This is a genomic window from Janthinobacterium sp. 67, from assembly GCF_002797895.1.
GTDB lineage: Bacteria > Pseudomonadota > Gammaproteobacteria > Burkholderiales > Burkholderiaceae_D > Janthinobacterium.
Genome location: NZ_PGES01000001.1, coordinates 2,873,156 through 2,898,129, shown reverse-complemented (window position 1 = coordinate 2,898,129; position 24,974 = coordinate 2,873,156). Strand labels below are relative to the sequence as shown.

Here is a 24,974-nt window from a genome sequence, read left to right as displayed (position 1 = left end):
GAAAGTGCCGCCCTGGCGTGTGTGCGGGTCCATCTGACAAATAAAATAACGGAGCAAGCTATGAGCATTGTGGAAGTCAAAGTCCCGGATATCGGCGATTTCAAGGAAGTCGAGATCATTGAACTGATGGTCAAGCCAGGCGATACGGTCAAGGTCGACCAGTCCCTGATCACGGTCGAATCGGACAAGGCCAGCATGGAAATTCCATCGAGCCACGCCGGTGTCGTCAAGGAATTGAAAGTCAACGTGGGCGACAAGATCGCCGAAGGTTCGCTGGTCCTGCTGCTGGAAGTGGCGGACGACGCCTCGGCGCCTGCGCCTGCCGCTGCCGCCCCTGCACCGGCTGCTGAAGCTGCACCTGCCGCCGCTCCTGCGGCCGCGCCAGCACCTGCCGCCCCTGCCGGCGCGCCGGCCCTGGTCGAAGTGACCGTGCCCGATATCGGCGACTTCAAGGAAGTCGAAGTCATCGAACTGATGGTCAAGGTCGGCGACAGCATCAAGGTCGACCAGTCGCTGCTGACGGTTGAATCGGACAAGGCCAGCATGGAAATCCCGTCGAGCCACGCCGGTATCGTCAAGGAATTGAAAGTCAAGGTCGGCGACAAGGTTGCCAAGGGTTCGCTGGTGCTGGTCGTGGAAACGACGGGCGCCGCTGCTCCTGCCGCACCTGCAGCTGCCGCACCGGCACCCGCCGCGCAAGCTGCCGCCGCGCCAGCCGCCGCCGTCGCTTCGGCGCCGGTCGCTGCCCCGGCACCGGCTCCTGCCGCCGCGCCTGCCGTCAACGGCAAGCTGGCGCACGCGTCGCCATCGATCCGCAAGTTCGCGCGCGAACTGGGCGTGGACCTGGCCCGCGTGGGCGGTTCCGGTCCGAAGGGCCGCATCACCCAGGAAGACGTGCAGAACTTCGTCAAGGGCGTGATGTCGGGCGCCGTCGCCGCGCCAAATGCGCCCGTCGCCGCCAAAGGCGGTTCGGGCGTGGGCCTGGATCTGCTGCCATGGCCGTCGCTGGACTTCAGCAAGTTCGGCACGACCGAATTGCTGCCGCTGTCGCGCATCAAGAAGATCTCGGGTCCGAATTTGCACCGCAACTGGGTCATGATCCCGCACGTCACGCAGTTCGACGAAGCGGACGTGACGGACCTGGAAGCGTTCCGCGTCGACACCAACGCGGCCAATGCGAAGAACAAGGATGCGGCCAAGCTGACCATGCTGGCCTTCGTCATCAAGGCTTCCGTCGCCGCGCTGAAGAAATTCCCCGCGTTTAACGCTTCGCTCGACGCCAAGGGCGAAAACCTGATCCTCAAGCAGTACTACAACATCGGCTTCGCTGCCGACACGCCGAACGGCCTGGTGGTCCCCGTGATCAAGGGCGCGGACCAGAAGTCGGTCTCGCAGATCGCCCGCGAAATGACGGAACTGTCGCTGCAGGCGCGCGAAGGCAAGCTGAAACCGGCCGACATGCAGGGTGCCAGCTTCACGATCTCGTCCCTGGGCGGCATCGGCGGCACGCATTTCACGCCTATCGTCAATGCGCCGGAAGTGGCGATCCTGGGTCTGTCGAAAGCCTCGATCAAGCCGGTATGGGATGGCAAGGCCTTCCAACCACGTTTGATGATGGGCACCTCGCTGTCCTACGACCACCGCGTGGTCGATGGCGCGATGGGCGCGCGATTCTCCGTGTACCTCGGCGAAGTCCTGGCCGACATGCGCAAAATTCTGCTGTAAGGAGCGATTGATGAGCACAGTAGAGGTAAAAGTACCGAATATCGGCGACTTCAAGGAAGTCGAAGTCATCGAGCTGATGGTCAAGGTCGGCGACACCATCAAGGTGGACCAGTCCCTGGTCACGGTCGAATCGGACAAGGCCAGCATGGAGATTCCATCGACCCACGCCGGCGTCGTCAAGGAAGTCAAGGTCAAGGTCGGCGACAAGATCGCCGAAGGCAGCGCGCTGCTGGTGGTGGAAGCACTTGACGGCGCTGCCGCTCCCGCAGCCGCACCGGCGGCCGCTGCTGCACCTGCGGCGGCACCGGCTCCTGCCGCGGCGGCACCAGCTGCAGCCGTTGCCGCCATCCCGGCCGGCAATTACAGCGGCCAGGTCGACATCGACGTCGACATGATGGTGCTGGGCGGCGGTCCTGGCGGTTATTCGGCGGCGTTCCGCGCGGCCGACCTGGGCATGTCGACGGTCATCGTCGAGCGCTACGCCACCCTGGGCGGCGTGTGCCTGAACGTGGGCTGCATCCCGTCGAAGGCGCTGCTGCACGTCGCTTCCGTCATCGATGAAACGGCGCACATGTCCAACACGGGCGTGACGTTTGCCAAGCCGACGATCGACATCGACCAGGTACGCAAGTACAAGGAAGGCGTGATCTCGAACATGACGGGCGGTCTGGCCGGCATGGCCAAGGCGCGCAAGACGCAAGTCGTCACGGGCGTGGGCCAGTTCCTGTCCGCGAACCACATCGAAGTGACGGCAGGCGACGGCTCGAAAAAAATCGTGCAGTTCAAGCAAGCCATCATCGCGGCCGGTTCGTCCGTGGTGAAACTGCCCTTCGTGCCGGAAGACCCGCGCATCGTCGATTCGACGGGCGCGCTGGAATTGCGCCAGATCCCGAAACGCATGCTGGTCATCGGCGGCGGCATCATCGGCCTGGAAATGGCGACCGTCTATTCCACGTTCGGCGCGCGCATCGACGTGGTCGAAATGATGGATGGCCTGATGCAGGGCGCGGACCGCGACGCCGTCAAGGTGTGGCAGAAGTTCAACGAGAAGCGCTTCGACAACATCATGACCAAGACCAAGACTGTCGCGGTGGAAGCGCTGCCGGAAGGCATCAAGGTCACGTTTGAAGCTGCCGAAGCAGGTGCCACGGCCCCGGCGCCGCAAGTCTACGACCTGGTATTGGTGGCCGTGGGCCGCAGCCCGAATGGCAGGAAGCTGGCCGCCGACAAGGCCGGCGTGCAAGTGACGGATCGCGGCTTCATCAACGTCGACAGCCAGATGCGCACCAACGTGCCGAACATCTTCGCCATCGGCGATCTGGTGGGCCAGCCGATGCTGGCGCACAAGGCCGTGCATGAAGCCCACGTGGCGGCGGAAGCTGCCGCCGGCCAGAAGTCGCACTTCGACGTCAAGGTGATTCCATCGGTCGCCTACACGGATCCGGAAGTGGCATGGGCCGGCATCACGGAAGACGAAGCGAAAGCCAAGGGCATCAAGGTCGAGAAGGGCCACTTCCCTTGGGCAGCTTCGGGCCGCGCCGTGGCCAACGGTCGCGCCGAGGGCTTCACCAAGCTGCTGTTCGACGCTGAGACGCACCGCATCATCGGCGGCACCATCGTCGGCACGCATGCGGGCGACATGATCGGCGAAATCGCCCTGGCCATCGAAATGGGCTGCGACGGCACCGACATCGGCAAGACCATCCATCCGCATCCGACCCTGGGCGAATCGATCGGTATGGCCGCCGAAGTGTACGAAGGCGTGTGCACGGACTTGCCGCCACCGCGCAAGCGCTGATGTCGTAGCGCTGTGCCGTAACACTAAAAACCCCGCAAGCGATTGCGGGGTTTTTTATTATTCAACTACGATGAAACACCTCACCGGCGACATCATCGTCGGCACGCACGCGGGCGACAGGTGAACGATGAAGCGGCGAAATCGCGCTGGCCATCGAAATGGGCTGCGACGGCACCGGCATCGGCAAGACCATCCATCCGCATCCGGCCCCGGGCGAATCGATCGGCAGGTTGGCAAAAGCGCGCCGAAGTGTACGAAGGCGTGTGCACGGACTTGCCGCCACCGCGCAAGCGCTGATGAAACGTTAACTTTCAGTACAAAAAACCGGGACATGTTCCCGGTTTTTTTTATTTCCCTTGACCTGAAGCATGGTAAAACGTGGCGGATCCGCCCCATGTGAAAATTCGTGAGTATTGCCGTATGGAAAAAGTGGCAGAATGGAGGCCTGTAATCATGTTTTGCTTTTGCTTCAACGGAAGCGTGTGATTTTTCCAGGAATGTTGCCAGCGTGGGATACGGTCAAATTCCGCTGTACTGAGAGAGCTTTGCAACGATGAAAAAATTTACCGCCCTTCATATCGCCGATGTCCGTTTGCGCCGGGCCGACGAACAAGAACAGGCCGTGATGCTGCACGCCTTGTACCAGGACGTGGCCGCTATCCTGGCCACGGGCAAGAGGATCGATGCGATTTTCTTCACGGGCCAGCTGGTGGCGCCCGACGCCTGTGCCGGCACGACGCCCGTGTACGTCTACGAATACTTCCTGCGCCCCTTGCTGCAGGCGGCCAGCCTGCCTGGCGCGCGTTTCTACCTGGTGCCGGGCAGCCGCGCGCAGGGTGTCGCCGCTGCGGCGCTGGGCAGTGCCGGCTTCAGCTTTTTCTCCGCCGACGAGCACGCCAGCGCCGAGCAGCGCGCGCACTACAAGAATATCCACGCCGTGTTCCATGGCCACCAGCACACGGGCGATGCCAGTTCACTGATGAAGTCGCTGGGCATTTTGTACAAGAGCAATCCCGGCAGCCTGTACGGTGCGAATGGCCAGATGGCGGCGTTTTCCGTGCTCGAGTTCGGCACGGGCGAGGCTGATGGCGGCAGGGCAGGCACGCAGTGGACGGTGTCCCTGCGCGAATTCGATGACGTAAGCAGGAACTTCGCCCTGTCGGTACTGTACACGCCGAATGGCCAGGAAACGGGGCAGATGGATGCCGAGTATGTGTTTGCCACCCTGCTGCCGCAGCTGGCGGGCGAGCGTGCCTACCTCGACGGCTTGCTGGGCAAGGCGGGTGCGCAGCAGCGCGTGAACGCCGGCGTGGCTGGCGATGCGCGCGAATTCCTCATCGAGCTGGCGTTCGTGATGTTCGAAGCGAAGACCGTCTTCCTCAACGAGGCGGAGCTGGAGCGCTTTGCCAGCGACTATTGCGGCGTGAAGGGCTGGAACATGGCGGCCGGGGATTGGCTGGCGCCGCTGTATGCGCATGGCTTGCTGCTGCGGGAAGATAGCCAGGTGGCGTTTTCCTTCGATTACTTCCGCACGTATTTCCTGGCGCAGCGCTTTGAAACCTCGTTCGACCTGATGCGCTATGGCCCGGACCGCTACGATGGAAGCGAGTCTTCACTCACCGTCGATGGCGCGTCGGCAGCCCAGCCTTTCCTGCGTGCGCTGGGCTTGAACGATGCACCTGCCGACGTGGCGGCGCCGGAAGACTGCAGCCGCCCCGGCTGAGCCGCGCGTCAGGCCGCCAGCGGCTGGCGCAAGGTGCCGTGCAGGAACAGGTCGAGACTGACGGCCACCTTGGCACGCAATTGCGCCACGTCCGGTTGTGCCGGCGGTGGAAACAGCAGGCGCGACATCTGGTCGCCCAGCAGGCAATTGAGCAGGTGCAGCGACAGCGTAGCCGGCGTCAGTTCCGCGCGGAACAGGGGCGCGATATCGGGGCGGCTGAAGAATTTGGTCAGCATTTCGCGCGTCTGTCCCGGTCCCACTTTGTAAAACGTTTCCGCCAGTTCCGGGTGCGTGGCCGCTTCGGCCACGACCATGCGATTGAGGCGGATGGCTGCCGGCATGGTGACCAGTTGCACGAACAGCAGGCCGAATTCGCCCAGGATGGTGGGCAGGGGCCGCATATCCGTTTCCAGCGCCGGCATGGTTGAAAAATAGGCGGCGCGGCGCAATTCCACCACGGCGTTGAACAAGCCGGACTTGCCGCCAAATTTCACGTAAATCGTGCGCACGGCCACGTGGGCTTCGCGGGCGATCATCTCCAGGCTCACCTTTCCATATCCTTTTTCCAGAAACAGGCAGCCGGCCGTGTGCAGCAGGTTGTCCATGCGCGCTTCCATGTCGGCCGCGCGCGGCCGGCCGGCTGGCTTGCCGCAGCAGGAAAGCTCCTGCGCGTCGTCGGATTCTGTATTGGTAGGCAAGGTGTCGCGGAGGCCGGGATCGGACATGGTCTGGGTCTCTTTACAAGTGGGAAGGTAAGTGATGGCTCACACTGTAGTGCAAATTAAAATGAAATGCAATCGTTTCATTTCTTGACTTTGGCTTTTCTTTGCCCAATAATGAACCTATATCATTTCATTTCCGGAGCGAGTATGTCCAACCAGCCAGGCCAAGCAGAGCACAAAGTGCTGAGCGCCGTCCCACCCGCGGCCCCGGCCGCCCCTTCCGCGCCCGCCGCTTCCGCCAGCTCCGCACCCCCTAACAACCGCGTGAAAATCATCGCCGGCCTGATCGTCCTCGTGGCGCTGGGCGCCGGCGCACGCATGTGGTACCGCAGCCACTATTTCGTGGAAACGGAAAACGCCTACGTGGCTGGCCACGTGCATCCCGTCTCGGCGCGCATTTCCGGCGTCGTCACCAAGGTCTTCATCGACGACAACCAGATCGTGAAAGAGGGCGACGTGATCGCCGAACTCGACCCGTTCGACCAGCGCGTGAAAACCGAGCAGATCGCCGCGCAAATCGCCAGCGCCGAGCAGCAAGTGCTGCAAGCGGACGCGCAGATCGCGCAGGTGCAGGCGCAAGCGAGTGCCGCCCAGGCGCAAGTGGCGCAAGCGGACGCGCAATTGCTGCGCGCAAAACAGGACGCCGAGCGTTTCGGCCAGCTGTACACGAGCCAGATGAAAGCCGTGTCGAAAGCGGAACTGGACGCGGCCAACGCGGCCCGTTCGAGCGCCGTGGCCGACCTGGCCGCCCGCCGCGACAGCGCTTCGGCCGCCAAGGCACAGATCGGTGCGGCGCAAGCTGCGCGCGACGTGGCCAAGGCACAAGTGGCCGTGCTGCGCGTGCAATTGAAGGACGCGGAACAACAGCTGCAATACAACCGCATCCTGGCGCCCGTCGCCGGCCGCATCGGCAAGCGCAACGTGGAAACGGGCATGCGCGTGCAGCCTGGCCAGCAATTGACGGCCATCGTGCAGGACAACGTCTGGGTCACCGCCAACTTCAAGGAAACCCAATTGGCCGACCTGCACCGCGGCCAGAGCGTGCACGTGACCGTCGACGCCATGCCGGGCAAGAAACTGGTGGGCACCGTGGACAGCTTCGCTCCCGCCTCGGGCGCGCAATTCGCCCTGCTGCCGGCCGATAACGCCACCGGCAATTTCACCAAGATCGTCCAGCGCGTGCCGGTGAAAATCGTCTTCCAGCCGGAAGACATCAAGGCCATGAATGGCCGTCTGGTGCCGGGCATGTCGGTGATCGCCGAAGTGGAAGTGAATCAGCCCAATGCGGCCCAGGACAAGGCCGCGCGCCACGCCGCCGCTCCCGTCGCCCAGTCCACCACGCGCTAAGCTTCCATGAGCAGCCCCTCCACCACGCTGGCGAAGCCGCCAGCGTTTCCCGTGATCGACGAGAAAGTCTCCGGGCGCACCTGGCTGGCGGTCGCCGCCGGCATGCTGGGCGCCTTCATGGCGGTGCTCGACATCCAGATCACCAATTCATCGCTCAAGGATATCCTTGGCTCGCTGTCGGCCACCCAGGAAGAGGGTTCGTGGATTTCCACGGCCTACCTGGTGGCGGAAATTATCGTCATTCCCCTCACGGCGCTGCTGGCGCGCGTGTTCGGTCTGCGAGCCTACATGATAGGCACCACCTCCTTCTTCCTGCTGTTCTCCACCCTGTGCGGGGCGGCCTGGAACCTGGAAAGCATGATCGTCTTCCGCATGCTGCAGGGATTCACGGGCGGCGCCCTGATCCCGATGGCGTTCACCCTGGTGATGCTCAAGCTGCCGCCATCGAAGCGCGCCGTCGGCATGGCCATCTTCGGCCTGACGGCCACCCTGGCGCCTGCCATGGGTCCGACCCTGGGCGGTTATCTCTCCGAGCTGTATGGCTGGCCCTCGATCTTCTACATCAACTGGGTGCCGGGCGTGCTGCTGATCGCCGGCATGATCTATGGCCTGGACAAGGAGCCGATGCAGCTCAAATTGTTCTGGAAAGCCGACTGGCTGGGCATCTTCTTCATGGCCCTGGGCCTCGGTTGCCTGACCATCTTCCTGGAAGAGGGCAACTCGAAGGACTGGTTCGACTCGGGTTTCATCATCGCGTTCGCCGCGCTGGCCCTGACGGGCATCCTGGGCTGGGTCGTCACCAGCGCCACGCGCGCCGAGCCGTTCGTCAATCTGGCCCTGTACGGCCAGCGCAATTTTCTCGTTGCCACCGTGCTGTCGGCCGTGACGGGCATGGGCCTGTACGGCTCGGCCTTTTTACTGCCTTTGTTCCTGGGCCAGATCGCCGGCTATTCGCCGATGCAGATCGGTGAAGTCATCATGTGGGTGGGCTTGCCGCAGCTGTTCATCATGCCGTTCGTCGCCAAGCTGTCGTCCGTGGTGGACAACCGCATCCTGTGCTCGTTCGGCCTGTTGCTGTTCGGCGGCTCGTGCATGATGAATGCCTACATGGACGCCTCCACCGGCTACGACCAGCTGCTGTGGTCGCAGGTGGTGCGCGCGCTGGGCCAGCCCTTCGTCATGCTGACGCTGTCGAACTTTGCCATGAAGGGCATCGCGCCGAAAGACATGGCGTCCGCTTCGAGCCTGTTCAACATGACGCGCAACCTGGGCGGCTCCATCGGCATCGCCCTGCTGGCCACGGCCCTGAGCACCCGCGAGCATTTCCATTCGCAGCGCCTGGGCGAAGCGATCAATGCGTATTCCAGCGCCACGCAGCTGCGCATCGACCAACTGACGTCGTCGTTCATGGCCAAGGGCTATGACGCCGTCACGGCCGGCAACCAGGCCTTGCAGGCGATCGACGGCATCGTGCGCCGCGAAGCGTACGTGATGGCCTACAACGACGGCTTCTTCCTCGTCGGCGCCATCCTGCTGGCCTGCATCGTGCCCCTGTGGCTGGCCGACAAACTCAAAGCTCCCGGTGGTGGTGGCGGCGGTCATTGACCGCCCACTGCCCGCACGTGCAGCACCTCAAGAACAAGAAGGTAATCATCATGCAAACAGTATTGACGAAAATCGCGCTGGCCGCTTCCCTCGCCGTGGCGTTGTCCGCCTGCGGCACCGTGGGCCAGGATTTCAAGGCGCCAGCCAACGTCGCCGGCGCGGACACCTTCCGCCATGGCGCGGCCGCGGCCGATGCCGCTCAACTGCCCAAAGAATGGTGGAGCATCTACGGCGATGCCACCCTGGACCGCCTCGAGCAGAGCGCGCTGCTGGACAACCCGAGCGTGAAGGCGGCCGGCGAGCGCTTGCTGCAGGCGCTGGCGCAAAGCGGCACGGCGCGCGCCAACCAGGGCCCGAGCGTGAACGTCAGCACGGGGATCTCGAACTCGCGCACGTCGGCCAACACTTCGCAGGGCCTGGCCCTGGGCAACCGCTCCATCAGCGGCAATAATTTTTCCGTGGGCGGCACGCTGTCGTATGAAGTCGACTTGCTGGGCCGTGTCAAGCGCATGGTCGAAGCGGCCGATTCTCAGGCGCTGGCGGCGCAGGCCGACCGCGACGGCGTGCTGCTGATGCTGTCGTCGCAAGTGGCCAGCAATTACTGGCAGCTGCGCGGCCTGGACGCGGAAATGGCGATCCTGAACGGCGCGCTGGACACGCGCCGCGAATCGGCCGACCTGGTCGAGGCGCGCTTTAACGCGGGCTTGACGAATGAGCTGGACCTGGCGCGCGCGAAAGTGGAACTGTCGAACGCGCAGGCTGACCTGCACGAAGTCAAGCGCCAGCGCAACCAGCTGGAAAACAGCCTGGCCACCCTGACGGGCAAGCCGCCGTCGGCGCTGCAATTGCCGGTGGCCGCCGATCCGTCCGTCTTGCCGCTGCCGCCCGCCATCCCTGTCGGCTTGCCGGCCAGCCTGCTGGCGCACCGTCCTGATCTCGTGTCCAGCGTGGCGGGCCTGCGCGCGGCGAACGCGCAAGTGGGCGTGGCCGAAGGCGCGTTTTACCCGTCGCTGCAATTGACGGGCAATTTCGGCTACGCGTCCGAAAAGCTGCGCGACCTGGCGCAGGGCGGTTCGCGCCAGTTCAGCTTTGGTCCGCTGGCCCTGTCCCTGCCCATCTTTGACGGTGGCCGCAACCAGGCCAACCTGGATTTGAGCAAGGCGCGCTATGCGGAAGCCGTGGCGAACCATGAAACGAAGCTCTTGACGGCCTTGCGTGAAGTGGAAGATGCGCTGTCCGACGTGGAGCAGCGCCAGTTGCAGGGCGATGCGCAAGCGCTGTCGCAGGCTGCGGCGGCGCGCGCCTACCTGGTGGCGCGCACGCGCTACGAGCGCGGCATCTCGACCTACCTGGACGTGACGGACGCGCAGCGCAGCTCGCTGGCGGCGGACCGCGCCGCCGCGCAGATCAAGACCCAGCGCCTGCTGGCCACCGTGGCCGTGGCCCGTTCCCTGGGTGCCGGCTGGCAGCCGGATGGCGAGCTGGCCAAGCTGGCATCGGCGCCCGCCGCGAAGGTGAACTAGGTACGACGATTACGTGAGCGTGGCCGGTGGCGGTGTCGCCGCCGGCCCGTAGCGTTCCAGCAGAAAATCGATGAAGGTCGTCAGCTTCGGCGTGGGCTGGCGGTCGCGCGCATACACGAGGTGCATGGGGCGAGGCGCGGGCACGTAGTCGGCCAGCAGCGGCACCAGCCTGCCGGCGGCGATATCGCCGGCCATCAGGATTTCCGCCTGCATGACGATGCCGAAGCCGTGCAGGGCCGCCACGCGCAGCGCCTGCCCATTGTTCGAGCGGAAGCGGCTCTCGCGCACGGGGCTGCCGTCGTCGTCGCCGCTCCTGGCCAGGCGCCAGCGCACGTGGCGCGTCCACTGCATGAAGTCCAGGCATTCGTGGCGCGCCAGGTCGGCTGGCGTGCGCGGCGTGCCGTGTCTGGCCAGGTAGGCGGGCGCGGCGCAGATCACCATCGCATACGGCCGCAAGGCGCGTGCCACCATGGCGGAATCTTCCAGCTTGCCGATGCGGATGGCCGCATCGAACCCTTCCTCCACCAGATCGACCGTCCTGTCATTCAAATTGAGTTCCAGGCTCACTTCCGGATACGCTTCGAGATAGTCGGCCATCAGCGGCGCGATGCACTCGCTGCCGAAGGACACGGGCGCCGTGATCTTCAGCTTGCCGCGCGGCGCCGTGCGCATGGCTTCCGCACCCCGTTCGGCCGCATGGATGCTGGCCAGGATCTGGCGGCACTGTTCCACGTATTGCTGGCCGATTTCCGTCAGGCTTTGCCGCCGCGTGGTGCGCGCCAGCAGCCGCGCGCCCAGCCGCTCTTCCAGGTATTTGATGTGCTTGCCCACCATCACGGGCGACATCTGGAAAGCTTCGGCGGCGGCCGTGAAACTGCCCGCATCGGCGACGGCGACAAAAATCTCCATGCTGCGCAATTTATCCATGCGGTCCCAATTCCAAACTGTGGGTTAGTAATCTTGTAAATTCTAGCGTATTTATTCCTTTTTATAAGCGGCGCATACTGGCTGCATCGTTCAACCCACACAAGGAAGCAGCATGAAAATCGTCATCATCGGCGCCAGCGGCACCATCGGCAAGGCCGTCACCGCCCAACTGGCGCAACGCCATGAAATCATCGAAGTGGGCAGCCGCACGGGCACGCACCAGGCCGACATGGGCGACATCGCGCAAGTGCGCGCCCTGTTCAAGCGCATCGGCAAGGTCGACGCCGTCGTCGTCACGGCCGGCAAGCTGCATTTCGGCCCGCTGGCCGAATTCACGCCCGAGCAATTCCAGCTGGGCCTGAACAGCAAGCTGATGGGCCAGGTCAACGTGGCCCTCGTGGCGCAGGAATACTTGAACGACGGCGGTTCGATTACCTTGACCAGCGGCATCGTGGCCGAGCAGCCGATCCGCTTCGGCGCGGCCGCCAGCATGACGAATGCGGCCGTGGAAGGTTTTGTGCGCGGTGCCGCCATCGAACTGGCGCACGGCGTGCGCATCAATGTGGTCAGCCCCACGGTGCTGGAAGAATCGCTGGAAGCGTATGGCCCGTTCTTCTACGGCTTCGAGCCGGCCGCCGCCAGCAGAGTGGCCCTGGCCTACAGCCGCAGCGTGGAAGGGGCGCAGACGGGACAGGTGTACAAGGTCTGGTAAGCCGCTTGCCATGCCATGGGGCAGGTGGGACAATCGCAGGCTGTTTGAAAAGACGCTGCCTCAATTTGGGGTCAGACCCGCCGGGTCTGACCCCAGCACTATCCAAAGGTTCCCATGAAAAACATCCTGATTCCCCTGCTGATGGCCGCCGCCGTCGGCAGTGCCTGCGCCGCAACGCCAAGCTCCCCCGCGACAGCGCAACAACTGACCACCATGAGCGCCCGCTATGCGCCCGTCGCGCTGACGGCCGACGTCACGCACCTGTCCTTTGGTGACCGTCAGGCCATCGCCAAGCTGGTCGAGGCGGCCAAGCTGGTCGACGTGCTGCAGCTGCGCCAGCGCTGGTCCGGCAACGAAGCGCTGTGGGCGGCATTGAAGAAGGACAAGTCGGCCCTGGGCCAGGCCCGCCTGAACTATTTCTGGATCAACAAGGGACCATGGTCGGTGCTCGACGCCCACGCCTCGTTCATGCCGGCCAGCTATGCCGGTATCGCGATTCCCGCGCACAAGCCGGAAGCGGGCAATTTCTATCCGCAGGGTGCCACCAAGGCCAGCCTGGAAACGTGGATGAATGGCTTGTCGCCAGAGGACAAGCAGCAGGCGCAATGGTTCTTCACGACGATACGTGCGGGCAAGGATGGCAAATACCAGACCGTCAAGTATTCGGATGAATACAAGGTGGAACTCAAGCAGCTGGCCAAGCTGCTCGACGAGGCGGCCGCCGCCACGGATAACGCGTCGCTGAAGAAATTCCTCACCCTGCGCGCCAAGGCTTTCCTCGACAACGACTATCTGCCGTCCGATTTCGCCTGGATGGACCTCGATTCGCCCGTCGACATCACCATCGGCCCGTACGAAACGTACAACGACGAGCTGTTCGGCTACAAGGCCGCGTTCGAAGCCTACGTGAACATCCGCGACCAGGCGGAAACGCAGAAGCTGAACTTCTTCGCCAAGCACATGCAGGAGCTGGAAGACAACCTGCCGCTCGACGCCCAGTACCGCAACCCGAAAGTGGGCGCGCTGGCGCCGATGGTGGTGGTCAACCAGGTGTATGGCGCGGGCGACGGCAACATGGCCGTGCAGACGGCTGCCTACAACTTGCCCAACGACGAGCGCATCATCAGCGCGCGCGGCTCCAAGCGCGTGATGCTGAAAAACGTGCAGGAAGCCAAGTTCAAGGCCACCCTGACGCCGATCTCGAAACTGGTGCTCACGCCCGAAGCGCAGCAGGACGTCGATTTCAATTCCTTCTTCACGCACATCCTCGCGCATGAAATCATGCACGGCCTGGGCCCGCACGCCACCACCATCGACGGCAAGCCTTCGACGCCGCGCCAGGACTTGAAGGAAGCGTATTCGACCATCGAAGAAGCCAAGGCCGATATCACGGGTCTGTTCGCGCTGCGCTACATGATGGACAAGGGGCAGCTCAAGGACACCCTGGGCCAGGGCGACGTTGCCGAGCGCAAGCTGTACAACACTTTCCTCGCCTCCGGTTTCCGCACCCTGCATTTCGGCCTGACGGATTCGCATGCGCGCGGCATGGCCATCCAGATGAATTACATCCTCGACAAGGGTGGTTTTGTGTCGCTGGGCGACGGCAAGTTCGGCGTCGATTTCGGCAAGATCAAGCAGGCCGTGATCGACCTCGACCGTGAGTTCTTGACCATCGAGGCGACGGGCGACTATGCGCGCGCGAAAGACCTGATGAGCAAATACGTGGTCATCCGTCCGGAAGTGCAAGTGGCGCTCGACAAGATGAAGGCCGTGCCCAACGATATCCGCCCGGAATTCGTCACGGCCCGCGCGCTCGATAAAGTCACGAAGAAATAAACCCCAGCCTGACTATTGTCAGTCTGAAAAGCCGGTGCACAGCGCCGGTTTTTTTTCGTCTTTATTTAGGAAAAGTTGCCAGTTTTTCCTTGTGGAAATATTTTCACCGCTTACTCTGCAGTAGTAAATCCTTCTTTCTCCTGTTGATCCCATGTTGAAATTGTTCTCGCTGTTGAGTGCGTCCCTTGCCTTGCCCGCCGTCGCCGCCGCCCAGCTTACCGATCTGGAAACCCGCTGGCTGCAGGCGGGCAAGCCCGTCATCGAGTACGCGCGCACGCAGGGCTTGCCCATCGATATCATCGTGCAGCCGCAGGATGCGCCCGGCGCCGTGCCGCTGGCGCTGGGCTACGAGGCAGGGCGCTGCAAGCTGGTGCTGTCCTTGCGCGGCAATGCGCAGGCGGACAGTGTCTTGCAGGGCGTGCCAGCCGCGCGCCACGGCTTGCTGATGGAAGCGATGACGGCGCACGAGATCGGCCACTGCCAGCGCTACGCCCAGGGCGACTGGCATGCCTTGCCGCGCGGCTTTGTCGAGCCGCCCAGCCGACAGCGCGGCAAGTTGACGCCGCTGGCGCAGGAGTTGCGCGAGACGCGCCGCGAAGAAGGTTATGCGGACCTGGTGGCTCTGGCCTGGGTGCATGCGCGCCATCCGGGACAGTACGGCGATGTGCTGGCCTGGATGCGCGGCGTGCGCGCGGCGGGAGAGGTGGCAGGCGGTTCCCACGCCACGCAGGCATGGCTGGCGCTGGCCGATGGCGCAGGTGCATTTGATGGGGCCGCTTCGCCATTTGAACAGGCGCAAGTTTTATGGCGAAAAGGTTTGAGCGGGGAAAAATAAACGCTGATTTTTATGTGAATGGACTGTCAGCGTGTGCTGTCGCACGGAGCTTTGTGCGCGGCAGGGGTCTAATCTGGGCATCAACTAACCAGAGAGGAACCATCATGAACAAAATGATCGCACTCATGCTGGCCGCCAGTGCCAGCGCCCTGCTTGCCGCCGCGCCCGCGTATGCGCAGGATGCCTCGTACAAGAGTTTGACGGACAAGGCATCGGCCGACTACAAGCAGGCCAAGGCCGCCTGTGACGCACAGAGCGGCAACGCGAAAAAAGTCTGCGTGGAAGAGGCCCGGGTGGCGCGCGCCAAGGCCGACTCGGACGCCGTGGCCCAGTACCGCAACACGCCGCGCGAACTGGGCAAGGCCCGCAAGGACGTCGCCAATGCCGAGTATGACCTGGCCAAGGCCAAGTGCGGCGACCGCACGGGCGCCGAAAAAAACACGTGCATGAACGATGCCAAGGCGGCAAAAAATGCGGCACTGGCCGATGCCAACACGGGCGCCAGGGCCGGTACCAACGTGGCGCAAAATCCGCCTGCCACGACGAAGGAAAACTGCGACGCCATGGATGCGACGGCCAAGGCCGCCTGCGTGACGCGCAATGCGGCCGGCAGCACCAAGACGGCGGTGGAAGACTCCGTCATCACCACCAAGATCAAGGCTGACCTCGTCAAGGACAATGACTTGAAAGCGCTCGACGTGCACGTGGAAACGGTCAACGGCGTCGTCATGCTCAGCGGCTTCGTGCCGTCGCAGGCGCAAGTGAAAAAAGCTGCCGACCTGGCCCGCAGCGTGGAAGGCGTGACGGATGTGAAGAATGGCTTGAAGGTAAAGTAAGCCCCATTCTGCACAACGTTAAAGCGAGGACTGGAGCCGCACGCGGCAGTGTGGCTTCAGTTTTTTTTTGATTGTATAAATTACGACCATAATATAACATGGGGAAAAGCCCGCCAGCAGGCGGCGCTGGGCTAACTCTTTTCTCATGAGGACTGCATGCTTTCCTATCCCTTTTCGCAATGGCTGGAGCGGCGCGGCGTGCACTTTGCCTGGGTCATCGTCGCCATCACTTTCCTGACGGCATTAACCTCGTCCGCCGCGCTGGGCTTGCCAGGGGCGCTGATGCAGCCCTTGAGCCGCGAATTCGGCTGGGATGCCGAGCAGATTTCCTCGGCCCTGGCCGTGCGCTTCGTGCTGTTTGGCCTGATGGGGCCGTTTGCCGCCATCCTGATGGAGCGCTTCGGCTTGCGCAACGTCATCTGCGTGGCGCTGGGCCTGCTCGCCACCGGCATGCTGCTGGCCACGCGCATGACGCAATTCTGGCACCTCGTCGCCCTGTGGGGCATCTTGCTGGGGCTGGGTTCGGGCATGACTGCGCTGGTCTTGAGCGCCGTGGTGGCGAACCGCTGGTTCGAGACGCACCGGGGCCTCGTGGTGGGCGTGCTGACGGCCAGTTCGGCCACGGGCCAGTTGTTGTTCCTGCCCGTGGGCGCCTGGCTGATCGAGCACTACGGCTGGCGCACGGCCGTCATGCCCGTGTTTGCCGCGTGCGCCATCGTCGCCGTGCTCGCTTTCCTGTGCATGCGCAACCGCCCGCAGGACGTGGCCTTGCGTCCGTATGGCGCCGACCCGGCCACGCCCCTGGTGGTGGCGCCGGCAGTAAAAATGACGTTTGCCACGCCATTCCTGATACTGCGCAGCGTGGCGGCGAACCGCACTTTCTGGATACTGTTCGGCACGTTTTTCATCTGCGGCCTCAGCACCAACGGCTTGATTCAGACGCACTTCATTTCCCTGTGCGGCGACTCGGGCCTGTCGGCCGTGCCGGCCGCGTCCGTGCTGGCCATGATGGGCGCGTTCGACCTGTTCGGCACGATCTTGTCCGGCTGGCTGTCGGACCGCTATGACAACCGCAAACTGCTGTTCTGGTGCTACGGCTTGCGTGGCTTGTCGCTGTTCTGGCTGCCGTATTCGGAATTCACCTTGTACGGCCTGTCGCTGTTCGCCATGTTCTACGGCCTCGACTGGATCGCCACCGTGCCGCCGACCGTGAAACTGGTGGGCGCCACATTCGGCCGGGAGCGGGCGGGCATGGTGTTTGGCTGGATATTCGCCGGCCACCAGCTGGGCGCCGCCGTGGCCGCCTATGGCGCGGGCCGCATCCGCACCCTGATGCTGACCTACAACCCGGCCCTGTTCGCGGCCGGCGCCGCCTGTCTCGTGGCCGCGCTGATGGTGCTGGCCATCCAGCGGCAGAAGGCGGCCGCGGCCGCCGCCCAGCCCGCATGAAAAAAGCCAGGCCCGCGCGTGCGGAGCCTGGCTTTTCAAGTAGCATGCGGCGTGATTATTTCAAGTACTTGGCCAGCCAGCCTTCGACTTCGCTATAGAAGAAACGGCTGTTCTCGCCCTTTAAGATCCAGTGGTTTTCGTCCGGGAACACGAGCAGTTTTGCCGGCACGTTCAGACGCTGTTGCACGGCAAAATTCATCAAGGCATTGTTGGCCGGCACGCGGTAATCGAGCTCGCCCACGGTGATCAGGATCGGCGTCGTGAAACCCGTGCCTTTTTCGTGGTTGCCCGCTTGCATGATGGGGCTTTGCTCGCGCCACACGGGCAGGTTCGACCACACAGGGCCGCCTGCATTCGTTTCACGGCCGAAACCGCCGTCGCTGGTGCCCCATTGCATGATCAAGTCCATTTCGCCCGCGTGCGAGACGATGGCCTTGTAGCGCGTGGTGGTCGCTTGCAGCCAATTGGCCAGGTGGCCGCCATAGCTGGCACCGCCGGCGGCCAGTTTCGTGCCATCAATGAAGGGATATTTCTTGATGGCTTCATCGACGCCCTGGTTGACTTCATCGCCCGGACCCTTCAAGGGATCGAACTGGATCGAGCGCGAAAATTCCTCGCCATAGCCGGTGGAACCCTTGTAGTCGGTCAGCAGCACGACATAACCTGGCTTGGCCAGCAAATGATAGTTCCAGCGCAGCACGAACTGGTCGCGCCACATGCTGGCCGCGCCGCCATGGATGACGGTAAACAGCGGGTATTTCTTGTTCGGGTCGAAGTTGGCCGGCTTGACGAGCATGTTGTGGATCCGGCGGCCGTCAGCCGTCGTGAACCAGAAGTGCTCGGGCGCCTGCCAGTCGATTTTATCCGCCTTGTCCGTGTTGAAGGCCGTCAGCCGCTTCGGCTGCTTGCCGTTGAAGACATAGATTTCCGGCGGGTTGATGGACGACTCCCACACGCCCACGATGGCCTTGCCGCCGCTGCTCAGCGAGTTGATGGTGCCCGTCGGCAAGGATGGCTCTTCGCGCACGTCGCCGCCCTTGGCATCGATCGAGTACAGCTTTTCCAGGCCCGCATGTTCATAGCTGAAGACGACGCGCTTGCCGCCTTCGGGCAGCACGTAGCGCGAAATCGAACGGTCCAGCTTGGCCGTCAATATCGTCGGTGCCGGATCGCTCATCGGCCAGGCGAAACTGGCCAGGCGCTTCACGTCATACACCTTGCCTGGCGTTTCCGCGTCGCTCAGGGCGAACAGGGTCTTGCCATCGGCGGCGAATTTCAGGCTGCCATAGCTGTGCTTGTCCTGCGTCAAACGCTGCGCTTCGCCACCGGCCACGGGCAGCAGATACAGCTGCGAAACGACGGCTTCGCGCTGGGCCGCGTCGTGGTTGGTGGCCGCGCTGAAGACGATGGCCTTGCCGTCCGGCGTCCAGATGGCGTCCAGCGATTGCCCTTCGTCGCCCTGGCCGCCGCCAAAGCCCGGCAGGGCCGCCAGTTGCGTGCCCGACAGGATGTCGCGCGGCTTGGCGTCCGCTTGCGCATCCATGACGAACAGGCGCACCTGCTTGTCGGTCAGCCATTTGTCGAAATAGCGGGGCGCCGTCGTTTCATACGAGCGGGCGCTGTACTTGCGGTCCTTGCGTTCTTTCGCGCTTTGCTTGACGTCGGCTTCCGTCTTGTTGCCTGGATAGATATCGCTGATGAACAGCAATTGCTTGCCATCCGGACTCCATTTCGGCATGCGCGCGCCCAGGGTGAGCGAGGTCAGCCGTTGCGCTTCGCCGCCGGCTGCCACGTCGAGGCGGTAAATCTGGCCCGCTTCATCGCCGTCACGCTTGGCAACGAAGACCAGCTGGCGGCTGTCCGGCGACCAGGCCACGGCGCTTTCGCCACCCTTGGAATAGCTCAGGCGGCGCGCGGGGCTGTCATCCAGCAGCGACTTGATCCACAGGTCCGACCATTGCTCCTTGCTATCGTAGGCGCTGTCGACCACGGAAAACACGGCCCATCGCCCGTCGGGGCTGGCGACGGGCGCGCCCACCCGTTTCATCAGCCACACATCTTCATGCGTGATGGCGTGTTTGGCTTGCGTTTGCGCGGCGGCAACTGGGGTGGTGGCTTTGTTGTCGGCGGCATGGGCAAGCGAGGCGCAGGCCGCTGCGATCAGCAGCGAGCCGAGGGAACGGCGAAGACGGGGTGAGGTCATGGGCGTGGTCCGGAGTAGTGAAAAAAGTACAGCGGGCAATATTATTGCCCATGCTTTCCCCCACTGCCAAGGCTGTGTACCGTTACTTACCAGGCGGGATGGCAACATATCGCGCGGGCGCGCCATGGCTGATCAGTTAAACTTGTTCTTTTACTGACGCGACCTTGGGCCGACCATGAAAATTAGTCTACCTTTATTGAAAACGATATTGCTGGGCGCGAGCTGCCTGCTGACTGCCCCGGTTTTTGCCGCTGCGCCCGCTCCCTACCCGAACACGAGCGCCATGGGCGTCGGTCACGCGGAAAGCACGGCCTGGTATGCGGGTTGCCTGAAGGTCAAGGATGCGGCGCCGCCGCCGGCCGACTTGCCGGCGCCGTCCGCCGCGGCATCCTTGCAGCAATGCCAGGCAACGGACCTGTATTACGATACCAAGAGTATGTCCTCGCCCAAGCCGGCTGACTGGCGTCCCGCGCGCCATTGCGCCATGGCTACGCAAAACAGCGCCGTCCTGATGATGTTGTACCAGAATGGACAGGGCGTGCAAAAAGACCCGTTGCTGGCGCTCAAGTATGCATGCAGCATCGATGCGGCCCCGGCCGAGATGCAGGGCCGCATCGAACACTTGCAGCAGATTAATGCCAGCGGTCGCGGCATGATCGACCTGTGCGACGACATCACGAGCGGCTACATGATGGGCGTGTGCAGCACCATCGATGCGCGCCAGAAACAAAGAGTGCGCACGCAGGCGACAGGCAAGGTCAGCGAAGCAATGCCTGCCGCGGCGCAAGCGTCGCTGCAAAAACTGCAGGCGGCGGCAAGCAAGTTTGCCGATGCGCGCGCGGCCAATGAAACGGACTTGAGCGGCACGGCGCGCGCCGCCCTGAGCATCGCCGCCCGCACGGCCGAGCTCGATTTGCTGGCCCACGATTTGCGCGAATATGAAGCGGGCAAGCTGCCGGCCGGCGTGTCCAAGGAGCAGGCGGCGGCGCTGGACAAGGAGCTCAACGCCATCTACGGCAAGCTGATGAAAAAGCCGGCGCAAACCCATGCGGGCGCCGTGGGCAAGGATGGCATCCGCGCCACCCAGCGCCTGTGGCTCGCCTACCGCGATGCCTGGATGAACTTTGGCGCCGTGCGCTATCCATCCGTGACGAGCGAGACCTGGGCGGCCATGCTGACGTCGCGGCGCAATGTACAACTGCAAGATTTGCTGGAGAATTGAAGCATGCGGGAAGCGTACTACCACGAAGACGATTTTTGCATGATCGAACTGCTGCCGCTCGATAATTTGCAGCACTGTCTGACGCAGATGGGCGAGCAAGAGGCGTTTGCCGACGCGCACCGCAGCGGCGCCGGCTGGACGCAAATGTACGTGCCCGAGGCGCCGCCGTCGCAGATGGGCGCGCTGGGTCTCACGGCTGAACAGCTGCGGCTGGCGCTGGCCGATGTCTTGCCGCCCTATGACGCCGTGTACACGGGCTACAGCACGTACCGGGTGGAATGCAGGAACGTGCTGGCCTTTGGCGGCGAGAACACGGAGACCCTGTTTGCCGGCCTGGACGACAAGGGCATCGTGTGCGACCTGTGGTGCAGCGACGCCATGCCCGAGCTGTTGCTGCTGCCCTTGAAAGAGCGTTTGCTGCTGGCCGACTGGGGCGCGGGGTTTGCGTGTCCGTTGTCCGATGGGGAACTGTTTGCCCGCTATCTGCAGGAGTACGAACTCGACTGACCGAGCTAAACTGATTATTCGCAGGCGATGGCGTTCGGCTGCGCCACCTTCACCACCGAGGCCAGGCGCGCCATGTCGTTGCCGTCGCCTTGCTCGACATACGGTTGATAGGTATCGATGATGATGCGGGCACGCGCCTGCCAGCCGCAATTGTCGGCCTGGTGCGCGGGCACGCGCAGCAGCCGGCGCGCCTCGCCATCGTTGGAAAAACAAAACCACGCATCATGCGTGGCGGCAGGGCGGGGTAAACGGCCCCACTGCGCCTTGTCGGGTGCGAAGCAGACGCGGTTGCCGATGATCTGCAAACTCATCTCGTCCGTGCGCGCGCTGTACTGGCCATCGAGGACGATGGGCGGCTGCGCCTGGGCGGACAGGCAGGCGGTGGCAAGTAGCAGGGTGGCGGCAAGTTTCATGCGTTTCTTTCAGGGCTGGCAAGACGAAGAACCAGTATAACCGCGAGGGCCGGAAACGAAAAAAGCCCATCCGTGAGGATGGGCTTTTTAGTACTGCGCATTCGTGGTAGGCCGTGCGGGATTCGAACCTGCGACCAACGGATTAAAAGTCCGCTGCTCTACCAGCTGAGCTAACGACCCGAAAGAGGCCGCATTATATATCAGTTGAAAAAGAATGCAAAGCATTCCTGCGAGAAAGTGATGGCCTGTTAATGCAGGGCAGCCGTGAGCTTTTGCACTTCGTCGATGCTGGTCGTGCCATCGATGATTTTGCGGGCGCCGGCGATGCGCAGCGGCGTCATGCCGTCGAGCAGGCTCTGGCGCCGCAGCGCGTGCAGGTCGGCGCCGGCCTTGACCAGCTGGCCGAATGTTTCCGTCACGCTCAGCAGTTCATAGATGCCGGCGCGCCCCAGGTAACCGCTGTGCCGGCATAGGGCGCAGCCGACGGGGCGGTACGCGGTGGCCGGCCGCTCCAGCTGGCCGCCCGTCAGGCGCTGCCAGGCAGCGGCGTCGGGGGCGGCGTCCAGCTGTTTGCAGTCCGGACACAGGCAGCGCAGCAATCGCTGCGCCAGCACGCCGATCAGGCACGCTTCCAGCAGATAGGCGGGCACGCCCAGTTCCAGCAGGCGCATGACGGCGGACGGGGCGTCATTGGTGTGCAGGGTCGACAGCACCAAATGGCCCGTCAGCGCGGCCTGGATGGCCATCTCGGCCGTGGCCAGGTCGCGGATTTCGCCCACCATGATGATGTCGGGATCTTGCCGCATCAGCGCCCGCACGCCATCGGCAAACGACAGTTCGGCCTGCACCTGCATCTGGTTGAAGGCCGGTTCGACCATTTCGATGGGGTCTTCCACCGTGCACACATTGACTTCGCTGCTGGCCAGCGCCTTCAGGGTGCTGTACAGGGTGCTGGTCTTGCCCGAACCGGTGGGCCCCGTCACCAGCACGATGCCGTGCGTGCGCGCCGTCAGCTGGCGCCAGCGCTCGGCATCCGCGGGCGGAAAGCCCAGTTCTGCCAGGCTCTTGACGGCCACTTCCGGGTCGAAGATGCGCATGACGAGTTTTTCTCCGAAGGCCGTGGGCAAGGTCGACAGGCGCAGTTCGACTTCCTGGCCCTGCGCATTGCGCGTCTTGATGCGGCCATCTTGCGGACGGCGCTTTTCCACCACGTCCATGCGTCCGAGTAACTTGATGCGCGCCGTCATGGCCAGCAGCACGACGGGCGGCAATTGATAGGCCTGGTGCAGGCGGCCGTCGATGCGCAGGCGCACGAGGCCCGCGTCGCGCTTCGGTTCCAGATGGATGTCGGAAGCGCGCTGGGCAAACGCGTATTGCCACAGCCAGTCGACGATGCGCACGACGTGCTGGTCGTTGGCGTCGACGCTGGTCTTGTTGCGCCCCAGTTCCACCAGCTGCTCGACATTCTGGCGCAGCGCCAGGTCTTGCGTGGACGCTTGCCGGGCCACCTTGACGGAACTGGCCAGGCTGAAAAATTGCGCGATGGCGTCGGCGATGTGCAGCGGGTTGGCGATGACGAGGCTCAGCTTGCGCGGCGCCAGGTTTCCCAATTGCGCCTGCCAGGCGAGCGCATACGGCTGGGCCGTGGCGATGACGATGCGGTCAAGCGTGCTTTCCACGGGCAGGATGTTGAAACGGGCCGCATAGCTGGCCGTCATGACGTCGGCCACCTGGCTGAAATCGATGTGCAGGGGATCGATGCGCACATAGGGCAAGCTGGAGCGTTGCGCCAGCCAGGCGCACAGGGTGTCGAGCGTCAGCGCGCCGTGGGCAATGCTGCACAGCGGATGCAAGGGCGGCGCGGGCAACAGCGCGGCCTGGGCGTCGATGGCGGCCGCTTGCGCCGCGTCGAGCAAGCCGTCTTCCTGCAGCCAGGCCAGCAGTTGCGGCAGTTGCAGAGGCGTGTTGACAAGGGGAGGAGGAGGGGTAGCGGGCATGGCCGGCGCCTTTCCGGGCTGCCGGCCTTGCCTGGATAAACCGGCGCTTACAGGGTGCTGACGATGCCCTTGACCCAGGATTTGGCGGGCAGCTTGGTCTCGGCGACGATCTGCTTTGCGCGCTCGAGCAGGGCGGCTTGCGCTTCGGTATCGAGTGCCACTTTGGTCTTGAACGCGATCGCCACCACGTTCCCATCATGGACTTCCGGCAGGCAGATCACCTGTTCAAACGCAAACTTCATCGCCTTGATGTTTTTCGCGTAGCTGGGATGGTCGCCGAACAGGTTGACCGTCATGATGCCGTGCGGCGTCAGGCAGGCGCAGCAGGCGGAATAGAAGTCGGCGCTGTCGAGCACGGGACCGCGCGCCGTGGCGTCGTACAGGTCCACCTGCAGGGCGTCCAGGGTGCCGTGGTGGGCGTCATCGTTGACGTAGTCGAGCGCGTCCATCTCGCGCACGTGCAGGCGCTCGTCGTTGGGCGGCAGCTTGAACATCGATTCGCAGATGGTGATGACGGACGGGTTCAGTTCGATGGCCTCGACCTGCGCCTGCGGAAACTGGCGGTAGCAGAACTTGGTCAGCGCGGCCGTGCCCAGGCCCAGCTGGGCGAGGCGCTGCGGCTGTTCGATCCACAGCATCCACGCCATCATCTGCTGCGCGTATTCGAGTTCCGGCCAGTCCGGCTTGCGGATGCGCATGGCGCCCTGCACCCATTCCGTGCCGAAATGCAGATAGCGCACGCCATCCATTTCCGACAGGGTGACAGGGGCATAGCGGGGCTTGCGCGCCGGGCGCGAGGATTCGACTTGTTCGATGGATTTTCGTTTGATAAGCATAAGGCGGCCTGAAAGTGTGCCGCATTATAGCGTGCCATAAAAAATGCCGACCCTTAGGGATCGGCATTTTAATAATGAGTAACAACGCCTGACAGAAGCGTCGCGAGCGGAAGGAAGAGGTGGCCGAGAAGCGCAACCGTACTTAGTACGGGGGCGCCGAGCCGGTGAGCATCGCAGGCCGCCTATGCCGACGCGCAGCAGCTTATGTCAGGTGTTACTGCTGAGCGGGTTCGATCGATACGCGCAAGCGGATGCGCTCGCCCGGATCGTAGGACATGATGCTCGTGTAGTTGCGGCCGCGGTAGTCGTAGGTGACCTGGTAGCCATTGTTGCGCGATTCCCAGTGGTCGACCTGGCGGCATTGCTTGACGGCTTGTTCCTGCACGCCGCCCTGGTAGTTGTTCTGGTTGTCGACGCGGTCGCCGACGACGGCGCCGGCAATCGCGCCCGCAGCGGCCGCGGCCGTGCGGCCATTCCCGCCACCGACCTGGCTACCGAGCAGGGCGCCGGCGATACCGCCGACGATGGAGCCGCCAGCGCTGCGCTGTTGCGGCGGGGCCTGGACTTGCACGTATTCCGTACGGCATTCCTGGCGTGGACGGTTGATCTGTTCCACTTGCGGCACGACGCGTACGACCTTGCCGAAATCTTCAAAGTCGGCGGCCTGGGCGAGTGGCAATGCACCGATACAAAGGGCTGACATCATCAATTTGGCTTGCAAGTTCATTTGTAACCTCGTTATCTAGAGAATCTTTCAG

The 24,974-nt window shown here is 63.5% G+C and carries 20 protein-coding genes and 1 tRNA gene; 13 read left to right on the top strand and 8 right to left on the bottom strand.

Translation table 11 applies throughout. The annotated features are described in order from the left end of the window. Window positions 1-60: 60 nt before the first annotated feature. From aceF to CLU90_RS13030, 3 genes are all read left to right on the top strand, one after another. Window positions 61-1,725: a dihydrolipoyllysine-residue acetyltransferase gene (gene aceF / locus CLU90_RS13040; RefSeq protein WP_100428108.1), complete on the top strand. Its 1,665-nt coding sequence runs from the start codon at window positions 61-63 to the stop codon at window positions 1,723-1,725. Window positions 1,726-1,735: 10 nt separating this feature from the next. Continuing rightward, entirely contained in the window at window positions 1,736-3,523 is a 1,788-nt protein-coding gene (gene lpdA / locus CLU90_RS13035; protein ID WP_100428107.1) for a dihydrolipoyl dehydrogenase, read from the top strand. Between the two features lie 553 nt (window positions 3,524-4,076). Then, the gene (locus CLU90_RS13030; protein WP_100428106.1) at window positions 4,077-5,246 is read left to right on the top strand and encodes a hypothetical protein; all 1,170 of its coding nucleotides are present in this window, start codon (window positions 4,077-4,079) and stop codon (window positions 5,244-5,246) included. A gap of 8 nt (window positions 5,247-5,254) precedes the next feature. Here CLU90_RS13030 and CLU90_RS13025 read toward each other — a convergent pair whose 3' ends face one another. After that, window positions 5,255-5,971: a TetR/AcrR family transcriptional regulator gene (locus tag CLU90_RS13025; protein ID WP_100428105.1), complete on the bottom strand. Its 717-nt coding sequence runs from the start codon at window positions 5,969-5,971 to the stop codon at window positions 5,255-5,257. A gap of 144 nt (window positions 5,972-6,115) precedes the next feature. On the opposite strand from CLU90_RS13025, the gene CLU90_RS13020 reads away from it, so the two are divergent. The 3 genes from CLU90_RS13020 to CLU90_RS13010 are packed head-to-tail and all read left to right on the top strand — an operon-like array spanning window position 6,116 to window position 10,443. Continuing rightward, complete coding sequence (locus CLU90_RS13020) at window positions 6,116-7,315, top strand: HlyD family secretion protein (RefSeq protein ID WP_092711241.1); 1,200 nt, start codon at window positions 6,116-6,118, stop codon at window positions 7,313-7,315. A 6-nt stretch (window positions 7,316-7,321) separates the two neighbouring features. Then, window positions 7,322-8,920 (top strand): DHA2 family efflux MFS transporter permease subunit, encoded by a 1,599-nt coding sequence (locus CLU90_RS13015; protein ID WP_092711239.1) that lies wholly within the window; start codon window positions 7,322-7,324, stop codon window positions 8,918-8,920. A 50-nt stretch (window positions 8,921-8,970) separates the two neighbouring features. Continuing rightward, a complete protein-coding gene (locus CLU90_RS13010; RefSeq protein WP_232731186.1) occupies window positions 8,971-10,443 on the top strand; it encodes an efflux transporter outer membrane subunit in 1,473 nt (490 codons plus the stop codon). A gap of 9 nt (window positions 10,444-10,452) precedes the next feature. Here CLU90_RS13010 and CLU90_RS13005 read toward each other — a convergent pair whose 3' ends face one another. Then, window positions 10,453-11,370: a LysR family transcriptional regulator gene (locus CLU90_RS13005; protein WP_100428104.1), complete on the bottom strand. Its 918-nt coding sequence runs from the start codon at window positions 11,368-11,370 to the stop codon at window positions 10,453-10,455. A gap of 112 nt (window positions 11,371-11,482) precedes the next feature. On the opposite strand from CLU90_RS13005, the gene CLU90_RS13000 reads away from it, so the two are divergent. The 5 genes from CLU90_RS13000 to CLU90_RS12980 all read left to right on the top strand — a co-directional run bounded on the left by CLU90_RS13000 (window position 11,483) and on the right by CLU90_RS12980 (window position 17,038). Beyond that, entirely contained in the window at window positions 11,483-12,082 is a 600-nt protein-coding gene (locus tag CLU90_RS13000; protein WP_100428103.1) for a short chain dehydrogenase, read from the top strand. Window positions 12,083-12,196: 114 nt separating this feature from the next. Then, entirely contained in the window at window positions 12,197-13,918 is a 1,722-nt protein-coding gene (locus CLU90_RS12995) for a dipeptidyl-peptidase 3 family protein (protein ID WP_100428102.1), read from the top strand. Between the two features lie 151 nt (window positions 13,919-14,069). Then, window positions 14,070-14,753, top strand: a complete 684-nt coding sequence (locus CLU90_RS12990) for a hypothetical protein (protein ID WP_100428101.1) — start codon at window positions 14,070-14,072, stop codon at window positions 14,751-14,753. Window positions 14,754-14,857: 104 nt separating this feature from the next. Next, a complete protein-coding gene (locus tag CLU90_RS12985; protein WP_100428100.1) occupies window positions 14,858-15,589 on the top strand; it encodes a BON domain-containing protein in 732 nt (243 codons plus the stop codon). Between the two features lie 156 nt (window positions 15,590-15,745). Further along, entirely contained in the window at window positions 15,746-17,038 is a 1,293-nt protein-coding gene (locus CLU90_RS12980; RefSeq protein ID WP_100428099.1) for an MFS transporter, read from the top strand. A 55-nt stretch (window positions 17,039-17,093) separates the two neighbouring features. Here the strand turns inward: CLU90_RS12980 and CLU90_RS12975 are convergent, their stop codons facing one another. Then, window positions 17,094-19,241 (bottom strand): alpha/beta hydrolase family protein, encoded by a 2,148-nt coding sequence (locus CLU90_RS12975; RefSeq protein ID WP_100428098.1) that lies wholly within the window; start codon window positions 19,239-19,241, stop codon window positions 17,094-17,096. A gap of 175 nt (window positions 19,242-19,416) precedes the next feature. Between CLU90_RS12975 and CLU90_RS29700 the strand changes: the two genes are divergently transcribed. Together CLU90_RS29700 and CLU90_RS12965 are read left to right on the top strand one after the other, a co-directional pair. Beyond that, the gene (locus CLU90_RS29700; protein ID WP_198511206.1) at window positions 19,417-20,463 is read left to right on the top strand and encodes a lysozyme inhibitor LprI family protein; all 1,047 of its coding nucleotides are present in this window, start codon (window positions 19,417-19,419) and stop codon (window positions 20,461-20,463) included. Window positions 20,464-20,466: 3 nt separating this feature from the next. Beyond that, the gene (locus CLU90_RS12965) at window positions 20,467-20,970 is read left to right on the top strand and encodes a hypothetical protein (protein WP_100428097.1); all 504 of its coding nucleotides are present in this window, start codon (window positions 20,467-20,469) and stop codon (window positions 20,968-20,970) included. 14 nt (window positions 20,971-20,984) lie between these two features. Here the strand turns inward: CLU90_RS12965 and CLU90_RS12960 are convergent, their stop codons facing one another. The 5 genes from CLU90_RS12960 to CLU90_RS12940 form a co-directional block, all read right to left on the bottom strand. Further along, on the bottom strand, window positions 20,985-21,383 hold the full coding sequence (locus CLU90_RS12960; protein WP_100428096.1) for a hypothetical protein: 399 nt from the start codon (window positions 21,381-21,383) through the stop codon (window positions 20,985-20,987). A gap of 104 nt (window positions 21,384-21,487) precedes the next feature. After that, window positions 21,488-21,563 (bottom strand) — tRNA-Lys (locus CLU90_RS12955). Between the two features lie 68 nt (window positions 21,564-21,631). Further along, complete coding sequence (locus CLU90_RS12950) at window positions 21,632-23,380, bottom strand: GspE/PulE family protein (RefSeq protein WP_232731185.1); 1,749 nt, start codon at window positions 23,378-23,380, stop codon at window positions 21,632-21,634. 47 nt (window positions 23,381-23,427) lie between these two features. After that, window positions 23,428-24,216: a spermidine synthase gene (locus tag CLU90_RS12945; protein WP_100428095.1), complete on the bottom strand. Its 789-nt coding sequence runs from the start codon at window positions 24,214-24,216 to the stop codon at window positions 23,428-23,430. Window positions 24,217-24,430: 214 nt separating this feature from the next. Further along, window positions 24,431-24,943 (bottom strand): glycine zipper 2TM domain-containing protein, encoded by a 513-nt coding sequence (locus tag CLU90_RS12940; protein ID WP_034747447.1) that lies wholly within the window; start codon window positions 24,941-24,943, stop codon window positions 24,431-24,433. Window positions 24,944-24,974 lie beyond the last annotated feature (31 nt).